The organism is Bradyrhizobium sp. CCBAU 53338 (genome assembly GCF_015291665.1).
GTDB lineage: Bacteria > Pseudomonadota > Alphaproteobacteria > Rhizobiales > Xanthobacteraceae > Bradyrhizobium.
In genome coordinates this window covers 2,899,329-2,913,800 of record NZ_CP030048.1, presented here as the reverse complement: position 1 = coordinate 2,913,800, position 14,472 = coordinate 2,899,329, and the positions used below count along the sequence as shown (strand labels likewise).

Below are 14,472 nucleotides of genomic sequence, written 5' to 3'. Positions count from 1 at the left end.
TTGCCTGTCCTGACGAAATTCTCAAGGGAAATAACGACTTGGATTCAGCTTTTGAATCTCGCCCGATACCTGAACCCGGTCCCTGCCACGGTGGCCGGCAGCGCCCCCCATCTGTGGAAGCTGGGTGAGCTAAAAGTGCATAATCACTTGGCTTTCGCCCGCCACGGTCCGGTGCTAAGAGGCGGCGGATATTCACTTTGGCGCCTCTAGCGCCGATCCCAAGAGGGCTGCACCGATCATGGCAAAAATCAAGGTATCCAATCCCGTCGTCGAGCTCGATGGCGACGAGATGACCCGGATCATCTGGCAGTACATCAAGGACAAGCTGATCAACCCGTTCCTGGATGTCGAGCTGCAGTATTTCGACCTGGGCATGGAGTACCGCGACCACACCAACGATCAGGTGACCGTCGACGCCGCCGAGGCGATCAAGAAGGTCGGCGTCGGCGTCAAGTGCGCCACCATCACCCCGGACGAGGCCCGGGTGAAGGAGTTCAACCTCAAGCAGATGTGGAAGTCGCCGAACGGCACCATCCGCAACATTCTCGGCGGCTGCATCTTCCGCGAGCCGATCATCTGCAAGAACGTGCCGCGCCTGGTTCCCGGCTGGACCAAGCCGATCATCATCGGCCGCCACGCCTATGGCGACCAGTACCGCGCCACCGACATCAAGTTCCCGGGCAAGGGCACCCTCTCGCTGAAGTTCGTCGGCGAGGACGGCACCGTCATCGAGAAGGAAGTGTTCAAGGCTCCGGGCGCCGGCGTCGCCATGGAGATGTACAATCTCGACGATTCCATCATCGACTTCGCCCGCGCTTCCTTCAACTACGGCCTGCTGCGCAACTATCCGGTCTATCTCTCGACCAAGAACACGATCCTCAAGGTCTATGACGGCCGCTTCAAGGACATCTTCCAGGAGATCTTCGACGCCGAGTTCAAGAAGGAGTTCGACGCCAAGGGCCTGACCTACGAGCACCGTCTGATCGACGACATGGTCGCCTCGGCGCTGAAATGGTCGGGCGGCTATGTCTGGGCCTGCAAGAACTACGATGGAGACGTGCAGTCGGACACGGTCGCGCAGGGCTACGGCTCGCTCGGCCTGATGACCTCGGTCCTGCTCACGCCCGACGGCAAGACCGTCGAAGCGGAAGCTGCCCACGGCACGGTGACCCGTCACTACCGCGAGCACCAGAAGGGCAAGGAGACCTCGACCAACTCGATCGCGTCGATCTTCGCCTGGACCCGTGGCCTCGCCCACCGCGCCAAGCTCGACAACAACGCCGAGCTGGCGAAGTTCGCCTCGACGCTGGAGAAGGTCTGCGTCGACACGGTCGAGGAAGGCTACATGACCAAGGACCTCGCGCTCCTGGTCGGCGCCGACCAGCGCTGGCTGTCGACCACCGGCTTCCTCGACAAGGTCGCTGACAACCTCGTGAAGGCGATGGCAGCTTAAGCTGCCATCTGCATTTTCGCCCGACTGGGCCAGACATCATCACGGGCCGCGCCGAAGCGCGGCCCGTTGCTTTTGAGAGCCGTTGCGGACAGATGCGACCATGTCGTGCACCGGGCGCAACGGCTGCCGACATCCCCTGGCTGAAGCAGGCGGGCGAGTTCAAGAGCGCGCCCTACTCGGCCGAGTATGTCGTCCTGAAGAAAGGCTGAGCGCTCAGCGGTCGGTGCCCTCGCGCTCGGCCTGCGCCAGCTCTGCCGCCGCGAGATCGCCGGTCTCTTCCAGCCGTGCGCGCGCCGTCTCCTGAACGTGCGCGGCGAGCATCGGCATGCGCGCGATCAGGGCGTGAAAGTCCTGGGCGTCGAGCAGCAGCAGCCGCGTCTTGCGCGTCGCGGTCACCGTGCCGCTGCGCTTGGTCTTGTGCAGCAGTGCGATCTCGCCGAAGAAGGTACCGTCACCGAGCCGCACATGCTGGCTCGGCAGCGCGATCTCGACCTCGCCGGCGGTGATGAAATACATCGACGAGGCCGCATCGCCCCGGCGCACGAGGATCTCGCCCTGCTCGATCGTGCGCGCGCGCAGCAGCCGCATGATGTCGGCGATTTCGCCCGCCGACAGATGCGAGAACAGCGGCACCCGCGCCAGCATGCCCCAGGTGACGACGAAATCCCGCCGCCTCACCTCTTCGGCAAAGGCGCTCGAGATGATCGCCACCGGCAGCGCGATCATGGCGAAACCGCTGATGATCGCGAACACCGAGACGAACTTGCCGAGCGGCGTCACCGGCACGACGTCGCCATAGCCGACGGTGCCGAGCGTCACGATCGCCCACCACATCGCCTGCGGGATGGTGCCGAGCTTGTCCGGCTGCACGTCGCGCTCGATGGCGTAGAGCAGCGAGGCGAAGGTGAGCACCGCGCCGATCAGGATGACGACGCAGCCGATCAGCGCCCTCCGCTCGGCGTGCACGGCGGCGAGCAGCGAGCGCATCGCCGGCGAGTAGCGGATCAGCTTGAAGAACGGCAGCACGCCGAGCGCGGCCAGCGTCGCGTGCCGGCCCATCATCAGGACGATCGCGGCGGGCAGGAACGCCATGAGGTCGATGATGCCGAGCGCCGAGAACGCATAGCCGAGCCGGTCGGCGAGCGGCGAGCCGTTGCGCGGCGTGTGGCCCGCCACGGTCCAGAGCCGCGCGGCATATTCCAGCGCGAACACGATGACGCAGAGGATGGTGATGCCGGAGAACAGCGCGTCGAATTGCGCATCGAGTTGCGGCACCGACGCGAGGATCATCGCGGCAACGTCGAGCACGATGACGCCAATGATGATCCGAATGAAGCGCGATCCGACCGAGTAGGCCAGCGGATCGTGCTCCAGCAATTCGTAGAGGCGATCCCTCAAGTCGGGATCGCGAAGCCCAATTCCTCGCGGAACGAGGCGCATGGCGATTTACGCGCCTGCCGCTTTTTGTTCGAGGATGGCTTTTTCGATCGCCGCCAGCGCGTCGGTCGCCTTGGCGCCGTCGGGGCCGCCGGCCTGCGCCATGTCGGGCCGACCACCGCCGCCCTTGCCGCCGAGCGCTTCGGATGCGACGCGCACCAAATTCACGGCGTTGAAGCGCGCGGTGAGATCGGCGGTGACGCCGACCACGATTCCGGCCTTGCCGTCTTCGGTGACGCCGACGATCGCGACCACGCCGGAGCCGATCTGCTTCTTGGCCTCGTCGGCGAGGCTCTTGAGATCCTTCATCTCGATGCCCTGGACCGCGCGCGCCATCAGCTTGACGCCGCCGACCTCGCGCACGCCGGAGGCTGCGTTGTTCCCGGCGGACGCACCGCCGCCCATCGCGAGCTTCTTGCGGGCGTCGGAGAGCTCGCGCTCGAGCTTCTTGCGCTCCTCCATCAGCGCCGTGATGCGCGCCGGGACGTCGTCCAGCGAGGTGCGAAGCTCGCTCGCCGCGGTTTTCGCCAGCGCCATGGTGTCGTTGGCGTGCTTGCGCGCGTAATTTCCAGTGAGCGCCTCGATGCGGCGGACGCCGGAGGCGACCGCGCTCTCGCCGGTCAGCGTGATCAGGCCGATATCGCCGGTGCGCCGCACATGGGTGCCGCCACAGAGCTCGACCGACCAGCCGAGCGCATTGACGCCGCGCTCGCGCGCGGTCTTGCCCATCGAGACGACGCGAACCTCATCGCCGTATTTCTCGCCGAACAGCGCGCGCGCCCCGGCCTCGCGGGCCTCGTCCACGCCCATGACGCGGGTCATGACCTCGTCGTTCTCCAGCACCACGTCGTTGGCGATGTCCTCGACGCGGGCGAGTTCCTCCGCCGTGATCGGCTTCGGATGCACGAAGTCGAAGCGCAGCCGGTCCGGCGCCACCATCGAGCCGCGCTGGGCGATGTGGTCGCCGAGCACCTGGCGCAGCGCCTCGTGAATGAGATGCGTCGCGGAGTGATGCGCGCGGATCGACGAGCGCCTGGAATGATCGACCTCGAGCTGCAGTGCAGTTCCGACCTTCAGCTCGCCGCTCTCGACGGTGCCGACATGCACGAAGAAATCGCCGAGCTTCTTCTGCGTGTCGGTGACGCGGAACCTGATGCCGCCCTCGCCCGTCAACACGCCGGTGTCACCGACCTGGCCGCCTGATTCCGCATAGAACGGCGTCTGGTTCAGCAGAAGCGCGCCGGTATCGCCGGCCTTGAGGCCGGCCACTTCCGCGCCATCCTTCACCAGCGCCGAGACCACGCCTTCGGCGCTCTCGGTCTCGTAGCCCAGAAATTCGGTGGCCCCGAGCTTCTCGCGCAGCGGGAACCAGATCGCCTCGGAAGCCGCCTCGCCCGAGCCCTTCCAGGACTCGCGCGCCTTGGCCTTCTGCCGCTCCATCGCGTCGGTGAACGCAGCCTGGTCGACACCGATGCCGCGCGACTTCAGCGCGTCCTGCGTCAGGTCCAGCGGAAAACCATACGTGTCGTACAGCGTGAAGGCGACGTCGCCGTCGAACATGTCGCCCTTCTTCAAGGAAGCGCTCTTCTCATCCAGGATCGCCAAGCCGCGCGACAGAGTCTTGCGGAAGCGGGTCTCTTCCAGCCGCAGCGTTTCCTCGATCAAATTCTCCGCGCGCATCAAGTCGGGATAGGCCTGGCCCATCTCGCGGACCAGCGCCCAGACCAGCCGGTGCATCAGCGGCTCCTTGGCGCCCAGCAGCTGCGCATGGCGCATCGCGCGGCGCATGATCCGGCGCAGCACATAGCCGCGGCCCTCGTTCGAGGGCAGCACGCCGTCCGCAACGAGGAAGGCGGAGGAGCGCAGATGATCGGCGATGACGCGGAAAGAGGCCACAGTCTGCTCGTTCGGCCCGCTGCCGAGCGCGGACGACGTCGCGTCGATCAGATGACGGAACAGGTCGGTCTCGAACACGCTGTCGACGCCCTGCATGATGCAGGCCATGCGCTCGAGGCCCATGCCGGTGTCGATCGAGGGACGCGGCAGGTCGACGCGTTCCTCCTTCGTCACCTGCTCATATTGCATGAACACGAGATTCCAGAATTCGAGGAAGCGGTCGCCGTCCTCTTCCGGCGAGCCGGGAGGGCCGCCCCAGATATGGTCGCCGCGGTCGATGAAGATCTCCGAGCACGGGCCGCACGGGCCGGTGTCACCCATCGCCCAGAAATTGTCCGACGTCGGGATGCGGATGATGCGGTCGTCGGTGAAGCCGGCGATCTTCTTCCAGAGCCCGTGCGCCTCGTCGTCGGTATGGTAGACGGTGACGAGCAGCTTGTCCTTCTTCAGCCCGAAATCCTTGGTGATGAGCTTCCAGGCCAGCTCGATCGCGCGCTCCTTGAAATAGTCGCCGAACGAGAAGTTGCCGAGCATCTCGAAGAAGGTGAGATGGCGCGCGGTGTAGCCGACATTGTCGAGGTCGTTGTGCTTGCCGCCGGCACGCACGCATTTCTGCGACGTCGTGGCGCGCTGGTAGGGCCGCTTCTCGACGCCGGTGAAGACGTTCTTGAACTGCACCATGCCGGCATTGGTGAACATCAACGTCGGATCGTTGCGCGGCACCAATGGCGAGGACGACACGATCTCGTGGCCGTTCTCGGCAAAGAAGTTCAAAAAGGTCGACCTGATCTCGTTGACGCCGCTCATGTTCATCCAATCGGGTGTGCTTGGACCCGCTCATCCGCCATCCAAACCGGTGATTTGGGCTGATATCTGCGGGCCAAAGCGCTTTTAGACAAGGCCAGCTTCGCTGTCCAGAAACTGTGCAAGCAGATCAGAGGGTTGCCGCATCAGCGTAATCCCGTCGCAATCCCTTTGGAAAGCCGCAATCCGCGCGTTGACAGGCTTGGCCGGGCTGTGGTCTGTACCCATCTGTATCGTACGGCCACGACGGGAGAGACCGGCTTCATTGCCGGCGCCGAAGGAGCAACCGCCCCGGAAACTCTCAGGCAAAAGGACCGCGTGGCTTTGACGACATCTGGAAAGAGGCGCCGACGGGCAAAGACCTTTTGAGAAGGGTTGGCCCGGACCAGCGTCCGCCGACGGGATAATACTCTCAGGCACAGCGACAGATGGGGCTTCGACTGGTTGCCTCCGGGGAATCGTCCCTGGGGAACCGCCGAGGGCCCCGTAATGCTTGCGCGCGACGACGAAGACTCCCTGAAACGTACCCCCCTTCACGACCTTCATTTGTCGCTCGGCGGCAAGATGGTGCCGTTCGCCGGCTATGACATGCCCGTGCAGTACCCCGCCGGGGTCCTCAAAGAGCACCTCCAAACCCGCAGCTCCGCCGGCCTGTTCGACGTCTCCCATATGGGCCAGATCGCGCTCCGGCCGAAATCCGGCAAGGTCGAGGACGCCGCCCGCGCACTGGAGCGACTGGTCCCGCAGGACATCGTGGCGATCGCGCCGGGACGGCAGCGCTACGCCCAGTTCACCAACGCCGATGGCGGCATTCTCGACGATCTCATGGTCGCCAATTTCGGCGATCATCTGTTCCTGGTGGTCAACGCCGCCTGCAAGGCTACGGACGAGGCGCATCTGCGCGCCAATCTCTCCGATGCCTGCATCATCGATTCGCTCGCGGACCGCGCGCTGATCGCGTTGCAGGGCCCGAAGGCGGAAGCCGCGTTGGCGAAATTGTGTGCAGAGGCACCGTCCATGAAGTTCATGGATGCCGGCCCGCACAATGTTGCCGGCCTCGCCTGTTTCGTCTCGCGCTCGGGCTACACCGGCGAGGATGGATTCGAGATTTCGGTGCCAGCCAGCGACGCCGAGCGTCTCGCCAAGACGCTGCTGGAAAACCCCGATGTGATGCCGATCGGCCTTGGGGCCCGTGACAGCCTGCGACTGGAAGCCGGGCTCTGCCTCTACGGCCACGACATCGACGCTGAGACCACGCCGGTCGAGGCTGCGCTGGAATGGTCGGTGCAGAAGAGCCGCCGCACCGGTGGCGCCCGCGCCGGCGGCTTTCCCGGCGCCGAAAAAATCCTTGCCCATTTCGACAACGGCGCGTCCCGCCGCCGCGTCGGCCTGCTCGCCCAGGGCCGCGCCCCGGTGCGCGAGGGCGCGGTGCTGTTTGCAGATGGCGCAGGCGGCGAGCCGATCGGAAAGGTCACCTCCGGCGGCTTCGGCCCGAGCCTGAACGCGCCTGTGGCGATGGGCTACGTGCCGACGAGCCTGAGCGCACTCGACACAAAACTCTTTGCGGAGGTGCGCGGCCAACGTCTGCCGCTCGCCGTCGCCGCCATGCCCTTCGTGAAAAACACCTACAAACGCTGAGGATCGACAATGACCACGACGCTGTACACTTCCGACCACGAATGGCTGGCGATCGACGGCGAAGTCGCCACCGTCGGGATCACCGATTACGCGCAGTCGCAGCTCGGCGACGTCGTGTTCGTCGAGCTGCCCAAGGTCGGCCGCACCCTGAAGAAGGCCGAAGCTGCCGCCGTCGTGGAATCGGTCAAGGCCGCCTCCGACGTCTACGCACCGATCTCGGGCGAAGTGCTCGAGACCAACGATGCGCTCGCCGCCGAGCCCGCGCTGGTGAACTCGGACGCGCAAGCCGCGGCCTGGTTCTTCAAGATCAGGATTGCCGACAAGAGCGAGCTTGGCGGCCTGATGGATGAAGCCGCCTACAAGGCGCACACGGCATGAAGATATGAGCCGCACCGTCTCAACATACTCACTGTCATCGCCCGCGAAGGCGGGCGATCCAGTACGCCGCGGCCCATCGGCCCTAGCCGAAGCGGCTGCGTGTACTGGATGCCCCGCCTTCGCGGGGCATGACAGCAACTCCTAAAGCGAGGACCCATGATGACCGCGCACCGCAAATCCAATGGCGACACCACCGCCTTCGTTCGCCGCCACATTGGCCCCTCGGCGCGCGATGTCACCGCCATGCTGGAGACTGTCGGCGCCAAGAGCGTCGACGCATTGATGGCGGAAACCCTGCCCGCCTCGATCCGGCAGGCAGCACCGCTCGATCTCGGCAAGCCGCTGAGCGAGACCGAGGCGATCGCGCACATGGCCGAGCTCGCGCGGCAGAACCAGGTCTTCACCTCGCTGATCGGCCAAGGCTATTCCGGCACGATCCTGCCGGCGGTGATCCAGCGCAACATCCTGGAGAACCCGGCCTGGTACACGGCCTATACGCCCTATCAGCCCGAGATCAGCCAGGGCCGGCTGGAAGCGCTGTTCAACTTCCAGACCATGATCTGCGATCTCACCGGGCTCGACGTGGCCAACGCCTCGCTGCTCGATGAGGCGACCGCCGCGGCCGAAGCCATGGCGCTCGCCGAACGGCACTCGCAGGTGAAGGCGCAAGCCTTCTTCGTCGACAAGGACGTGCATCCACAGACGCTGGCTGTGATGCGCACCCGCGCCGAGCCGCTCGGCTGGACTCTGGTCGTCGGCGATCCCCTCACCGATCTCGACAAGACGGACGTGCTCGGCGCGTTGCTGCAATATCCCGGCTCTTCAGGCGCGGTGCGCGACCTCCGGCCTGCAATCGCGGCGCTGAAGGCCAAGGGCGCACTCGCGATCGTCGCTGCCGATCTGCTGGCGCTGACCGTGCTCGCCTCGCCCGGCGAGCTCGGTGCCGACATCGCGATCGGATCGGCGCAGCGCTTCGGCGTGCCGATGGGCTATGGCGGACCGCACGCCGCCTATATGGCGGTGCGCGATGCGCTGAAGCGCTCGCTGCCCGGCCGCATCGTCGGCCTCAGCGTCGACTCGCGCGGCGCCCCGGCCTATCGCCTCGCGCTGCAGACCCGCGAGCAGCACATCCGCCGCGAGAAGGCGACTTCCAACATCTGCACCGCGCAGGTACTGCTTGCCGTGATCGCCGCGATGTATGCGACCTATCATGGCCCCGAGGGGCTGGCGCAGATCGCGCGCACCGTGCATCGCCGCACCGCCGTGCTCGCCGCGGGCCTGCGCAAGCTCGGCTTCGCGCCGCAGTCGGAGACTTTCTTCGACACGATCAGCGTCGATGCCGGCGCCAAGCGCGCCGAGATCGTCGCGCGCGCTGCCGCCGAGAAGATCAATCTCGGTGTCGGCGAAGCGAGCTTGCGCATCGCGTTCGACGAGACCACGACACCTGCAACGGTCGAAGCCGTCTGGCGTGCGTTCGGCGGCCAGCTCTCCTACGCCGAGATCGACGCGACCACGCGCGAGGCGCTGCCGGAGGCGCTGAAGCGCACCACCGCGTACCTCACCCATCCCGTATTCCACGCGCATCGCTCGGAAACCGAGATGCTGCGCTACATGCGCAAGCTCAGCGACCGCGACCTCGCGCTCGACCGTGCAATGATCCCGCTCGGCTCCTGCACCATGAAGCTGAACGCGACGACAGAGATGATGCCGCTGACCTGGCCGGAATTCGGCTCCCTGCATCCGTTCGCCCCGCGCGAGCAGGCCGCCGGCTATCACGCGCTGTTCGCGCGGCTGGAAAAATGGCTGTGCGACATCACCGGCTATGACGCGATCTCGCTGCAGCCGAACTCGGGCGCGCAAGGCGAATATGCCGGCCTGCTCGCGATCCGCGGCTATCACGCCGCGCGTGGAGAAAGCCACCGCAAGATCTGCCTGATCCCCTCCTCGGCCCACGGCACCAACCCGGCCTCGGCCGCCATGGTCGGCATGGACGTGGTGGTTGTGTCTTGCGAGAAGAACGGCGACGTCGACGTCAACGATCTCCGCGCCAAGGCGGAAAAGCATTCGAACGATCTCGCCGCTGTGATGATCACCTATCCCTCGACCCACGGCGTGTTCGAGGAGCACATCCGCGAGATCTGCGATATCGTCCATGGCCATGGTGGCCAGGTCTATCTCGACGGCGCCAATCTCAACGCGCAGGTCGGCCTCAGCAGGCCCGGCGATTACGGCGCCGATGTCAGCCATCTCAACCTGCACAAGACCTTCTGCATCCCGCATGGCGGCGGCGGCCCCGGCATGGGCCCGATCGGCGTCAAGGCGCATCTCGCGCCGTTCCTCCCCGGTCATCCCGCGACCAACGGCGACGCGCGGGTCGGCCCGGTCTCGGCCGCGCCGTTCGGTTCGGCCTCGATCCTGACGATCTCCTACATCTACATCCTGATGATGGGCGGAGAAGGCCTGAAGCGCGCCACCGAGATCGCGATCCTCAACGCCAATTACATCGCGGCAAGGCTCGATCCGCACTTTCCGGTGCTCTACAAGAACGGGAAGGGCCGCGTCGCGCATGAATGCATCGTCGATCCCCGCCCGCTGAAGACGACATCTGGCGTCACCGTCGACGACATCGCGAAACGCCTGATCGATTACGGCTTCCATGCCCCGACCATGAGCTTCCCGGTGCCCGGCACGCTGATGATCGAACCGACCGAGTCGGAATCCAAGGCGGAGCTGGATCGCTTCTGCGATGCCATGATCGCGATCCGGAAAGAGATCGCCGAGGTCGAGGCCGGCCGCTTCAAGATCGAAGCCTCGCCGCTGCGCCACGCCCCGCACACCGTGCACGACATTGCGGACGACGATTGGAAGCGCGCCTACGCCCGCAGCGAGGGCTACTTCCCCGATGGCGTCTCTCGCACCGACAAATACTGGTGCCCGGTCGGGCGCGTCGACAACGTCTATGGCGATCGCAACCTGGTGTGCTCCTGCCCGCCGGTGAGCAATTACGCGGAAGCCGCGGAGTAAGCCACGACGGAGGTCTCGTAGGGTGGGCATAGCGACGCGCGCCCACCACCTCCGGATGACGTGAAAGATCGTGGGCACGGCGCTCGCGCGCCTTTGCCCTCTCTATAGCTACGGCACCGACTGCGCCTCTAGGGCGCGACCAACAATCGGCTCTCGCGATCCCACCTCCAGAGCCGTTCATTGGTCAGAAGCGTGCCGCCCCTCCAGCGGTGGATCGGGTTGTGCTGGAGGAAATCCTGGTCTCCCGCCAGCACCGCCTTCCCGAGATCAGTGAGCGACATGCGGGATTGCTTGTACCGTGCGTGACGGATCGCATCGTCGTGCCGAGCTCCCAAATCCTCGGGGTCGATCGTACGCAGTTCGTCGCCCAGACCGGCCACTGCCGGCTTGGGGCCGAGTGCGAGCCCCTCCAGCAGCGACCCCAGTTCGAATTCGCCAAACACGTACGTGCCCCGCAGTGAACGCAGATGAAACAGGGCGTTCGTGTTCGCGTACCCTCGGGCAAGCATCTCCAGAAATCGCATCTCGCTCGCACCAAGACCGCTCAGGGGCGACGGTAGCTCTCCCAACAGCCGTTGCCATGCCGATCGCAGCATCAACAGGGCGCTTAGATCGCTGTGAAGTACATTCGCACAGGCTTCAGGCGTCGGCGCGCGATACGCTTGCCAAGCCATTCCAGCGGTCTGGAGTTCTCGGGCCTGAACATCCACCATACGAATGTGCGATGCGGACGCTTCGGAGACTTTCTCTCGCACATCGAACAGATCGAATGCGACCAAGCGCAGTCCGAGTTTTTTAAGCAGCTCAGGGTAACAGGCGAGATGGTCGAGCAGCCAGATCAGCTGCAGTTGATCGTCTGGACTCGGGTCGAACCAAAGCTCAATCTCGTCATGGCGCTCGCAAAAATCGGCGAACGGTAACTTCCTAAGTTCCTTGAACTTGGAGGGCCATTTTGGACCCCAATCCGACCAGTGATCGCCCGGCTTGAGCGTCCCCTGCGCCCCGAAATAGGCTGCGAAATACTCCGGCGAAGGCAACGGCCCACATGAACCGGAAAAAGAAGAGAACGACGATCTCGGCCAGTTTCGATTTGGCGAGATCGGCGCCGGCCACACCGGTCAAGATCAGACGCTTCATCACCCCCCGATCACTCCAACACAAAAGAAACGGGCACTGACGACGTCGGCAACTCAACGTCCTCAGCGCCCGCTCCTCGCGAAAACTTGTACTCGAGGCTTACTCGTCCGCGGGCTCGTCGCCGTCGGCGTCGCTCTCGGGCGTGCCGGCCAAAATCTGCTCGGAGATCAGGCCGGAGTTCTGGCGGATCGCGGTCTCGATCTTGGCGGTAATGTCGGGGTTGGACTTCAAAAACGCTTTCGAGTTCTCGCGGCCCTGGCCGAGGCGCTGGCTGTCATAGGAGAACCAGGCGCCTGATTTCTCGACGATGCCGGCCTTGACGCCGAGATCGAGGATCTCGCCCATCTTGGAGACGCCCTCGCCGTACATGATGTCGAACTCGACCTGCTTGAAGGGCGGTGCCAGCTTGTTCTTCACCACCTTCACACGCGTCGTGTTGCCGACCACTTCGTCGCGCTCCTTGATCGCGCCGATACGGCGGATGTCGAGGCGGACGGAGGCATAGAACTTCAGCGCGTTGCCGCCGGTCGTGGTTTCGGGCGATCCGTACATCACACCGATCTTCATGCGGATCTGGTTGATGAAGATCACCATGGTGTTGGACTTGTTGATCGAGGCGGTCAGCTTGCGCAGCGCCTGGCTCATCAACCGCGCTTGAAGACCCGGCAGTGCATCGCCCATCTCGCCTTCGAGCTCGGCCTTCGGCACCAGCGCCGCGACCGAATCGACCACCAGCACATCCACCGCACCCGAGCGCACCAGCGTGTCGCAGATTTCCAGCGCCTGCTCGCCGGTGTCGGGTTGCGAGATCAGGAGCTCGTCGATGTTGACCCCGAGCTTGCGGGCATAGACCGGGTCGAGCGCGTGCTCGGCGTCGATGAAGGCGCAAATGCCGCCCTTCTTCTGGGCTTCCGCCACGGTATGCAGCGCCAGGGTGGTCTTGCCCGACGATTCCGGCCCGTAGATCTCGACGATACGCCCCTTGGGCAGGCCGCCGATGCCGAGCGCGATGTCCAGCCCCAGCGAGCCCGACGAGACCGCCTCGATGTCCATCGAACGGTCGTTCTTGCCGAGCTTCATCACCGAGCCCTTGCCGAACTGGCGCTCGATCTGGGAGAGCGCGGCAGCCAGAGCTTTACTCTTGTCCATGGAAGATCCTTCGACGATACGCAGGGCAGTGGCGGACATTGGGTCGTGCTCCTTATGGCGAGGATTCGCGTGTGGGACAAACGGTTGGGCGGGCGGCTCGTCGATAAAACCAATGTACACCATCTGTTCTTTGTTCGCAATATGTTCTTTGCGGTAGGCGGGTGCTGTCCGTATTTGACCCCAAGTGTCCTAAGTTGAATTTTGCAGGTCCTAGTTCGCCAATTAGGAACAAGTGTTCACTTTGATACTTAAGCCGTCTCCACATGCGAAAGGTAACTGAGGGTGGCGGCAAACAAATTGGACAGATTGGGTATGTTGGCCCTCGCGATCACGGTAGTGGGCCTCGGCACTCTTATTGCCAGCACCGCCATGCTCATGATCCGGTAAGGGCGCCTCAGTTGGGGCCCATAAACTGGCACAAGTTGCATAGACGGCAGCCCGCTACCGGAAGATACTGTCCTTATGGGCAATGATCTTTGGTACAAGGCGTTTGTGATCACGGCCGGTTCTGTGCCGGTGATCCTGTCTGCCATTGCTATCTTCATGCACTAGGGCCGCCTCAGTTGGCGGCCTCTTCCTTTTTAGGCTCTGGCGCTTTCTCCGGGAGAAGCGACTTCATTGCCGCTAGGCGATCAATCACCTTTTGCACGCCAGCTTGATCGTACAGGAGCGCAGCTAGCTCTAGACGATCATCCTTTATCGCAATCGAAGATTCGCTCACGCCCTTCTCTCCCACCCAGCTAATCACAACGCTTTGTCGGCCGCTGGTAGCAGGCATCTGCGGTGGCGGAGTGTGGACCGGAATGTTCCTTGGGGCGCTCGTACTCAGATAAGGCCACCTCGGAATGAAGCCCGCCCCTAGGCGGGCTTTTTGTGTGACTTTTGGAGCGTCCTAATCCGCCTCTGCGGGTGTCGCGTTGAACCTTTGGGCGCCCTGCACAGACACACAGGATCGGGATTTTACAATCTCCCTCCCGGGGCTGGAAAGGCCGCCGCCTGCGCTGGTTTTAAGCGGGCGGCGTTTTTGCTTTCTGTAACCAAAAGGCCCCAATCCGGGGCTGGCGAGATTGGGGCCTTGCGCTGGTTCATGTGACCCCGATGAGGGAGACCACCGGCAGCAAACTCGCAAGGCGAGCATTCGTTCCAGTGTCCTAACTTGAAACTGTGGGAGAGCACCAGAATTTGGGTACCGTCCGTATTCCACCCTTGGTGTCCTAAGAAGAAATTCGGAGTGTCCTATTTAGAATTTCGCAACCAAACGGTCGGATGCTCTTCGGCATTGTGCCTAAGGTCTTTTTCGCCATCGTGATTGCACTCGGCAGCCTCGTCGCGGCGGACCGGCACTATGCATATGGCGCCTACACCGACGCAGCCTTTGGGATGCTGCGCCACATCCGCTATTCATTCGGATGGTAGGGCCGCCGCAGTTGGCGGCGAAAGGCCCCGGCCGCGATGAGACGGCCGAGGCCCTCCCGGGTTGCAATAAGCAATACTGAAATCGCATAACCAGCCCCGGGCTTGGAAAACTATCGCGCGATCGATGAAGCGCCACTGAT

At 64.0% G+C, this 14,472-nt stretch carries 10 protein-coding genes and 1 riboswitch; of the genes, 5 read left to right on the top strand and 5 right to left on the bottom strand.

The window, feature by feature from the left end; translation table 11 throughout:
* The first annotated feature begins 238 nt into the window (after window positions 1-238).
* Window positions 239-1,453, top strand: a complete 1,215-nt coding sequence (locus XH90_RS13420; protein ID WP_194481926.1) for an NADP-dependent isocitrate dehydrogenase — start codon at window positions 239-241, stop codon at window positions 1,451-1,453.
* Between the two features lie 213 nt (window positions 1,454-1,666).
* Here the strand turns inward: XH90_RS13420 and XH90_RS13415 are convergent, their stop codons facing one another.
* Both XH90_RS13415 and alaS read right to left on the bottom strand, forming a co-directional pair.
* A complete protein-coding gene (locus tag XH90_RS13415) occupies window positions 1,667-2,893 on the bottom strand; it encodes a cyclic nucleotide-gated ion channel (RefSeq protein WP_194481925.1) in 1,227 nt (408 codons plus the stop codon).
* A gap of 6 nt (window positions 2,894-2,899) precedes the next feature.
* Window positions 2,900-5,593: an alanine--tRNA ligase gene (gene alaS, locus XH90_RS13410; RefSeq protein ID WP_194481924.1), complete on the bottom strand. Its 2,694-nt coding sequence runs from the start codon at window positions 5,591-5,593 to the stop codon at window positions 2,900-2,902.
* A gap of 234 nt (window positions 5,594-5,827) precedes the next feature.
* Window positions 5,828-5,916: riboswitch (glycine riboswitch) on the top strand.
* Window positions 5,917-6,079: 163 nt separating this feature from the next.
* On the opposite strand from alaS, the gene gcvT reads away from it, so the two are divergent.
* The 3 genes from gcvT to gcvP all read left to right on the top strand — a co-directional run bounded on the left by gcvT (window position 6,080) and on the right by gcvP (window position 10,630).
* A complete protein-coding gene (gene gcvT / locus XH90_RS13405; protein WP_194481923.1) occupies window positions 6,080-7,228 on the top strand; it encodes a glycine cleavage system aminomethyltransferase GcvT in 1,149 nt (382 codons plus the stop codon).
* Window positions 7,229-7,237: 9 nt separating this feature from the next.
* Complete coding sequence (gcvH, locus tag XH90_RS13400) at window positions 7,238-7,606, top strand: glycine cleavage system protein GcvH (RefSeq protein WP_194481922.1); 369 nt, start codon at window positions 7,238-7,240, stop codon at window positions 7,604-7,606.
* Between the two features lie 159 nt (window positions 7,607-7,765).
* The gene (gcvP, locus tag XH90_RS13395; RefSeq protein WP_194482679.1) at window positions 7,766-10,630 is read left to right on the top strand and encodes an aminomethyl-transferring glycine dehydrogenase; all 2,865 of its coding nucleotides are present in this window, start codon (window positions 7,766-7,768) and stop codon (window positions 10,628-10,630) included.
* 128 nt (window positions 10,631-10,758) lie between these two features.
* Here gcvP and XH90_RS13390 read toward each other — a convergent pair whose 3' ends face one another.
* The 3 genes from XH90_RS13390 to XH90_RS13380 all read right to left on the bottom strand — a co-directional run bounded on the left by XH90_RS13390 (window position 10,759) and on the right by XH90_RS13380 (window position 13,637).
* Window positions 10,759-11,667, bottom strand: coding sequence for a hypothetical protein (locus tag XH90_RS13390; protein WP_246755803.1), 909 nt, complete (start codon window positions 11,665-11,667; stop codon window positions 10,759-10,761).
* Window positions 11,668-11,866: 199 nt separating this feature from the next.
* Window positions 11,867-12,955 (bottom strand): recombinase RecA, encoded by a 1,089-nt coding sequence (recA, locus tag XH90_RS13385; protein WP_194481921.1) that lies wholly within the window; start codon window positions 12,953-12,955, stop codon window positions 11,867-11,869.
* Window positions 12,956-13,475: 520 nt separating this feature from the next.
* A complete protein-coding gene (locus tag XH90_RS13380) occupies window positions 13,476-13,637 on the bottom strand; it encodes a hypothetical protein (RefSeq protein ID WP_194481920.1) in 162 nt (53 codons plus the stop codon).
* A 545-nt stretch (window positions 13,638-14,182) separates the two neighbouring features.
* On the opposite strand from XH90_RS13380, the gene XH90_RS13375 reads away from it, so the two are divergent.
* Complete coding sequence (locus tag XH90_RS13375; protein ID WP_194481919.1) at window positions 14,183-14,332, top strand: hypothetical protein; 150 nt, start codon at window positions 14,183-14,185, stop codon at window positions 14,330-14,332.
* The last annotated feature ends 140 nt before the right edge of the window (window positions 14,333-14,472 follow it).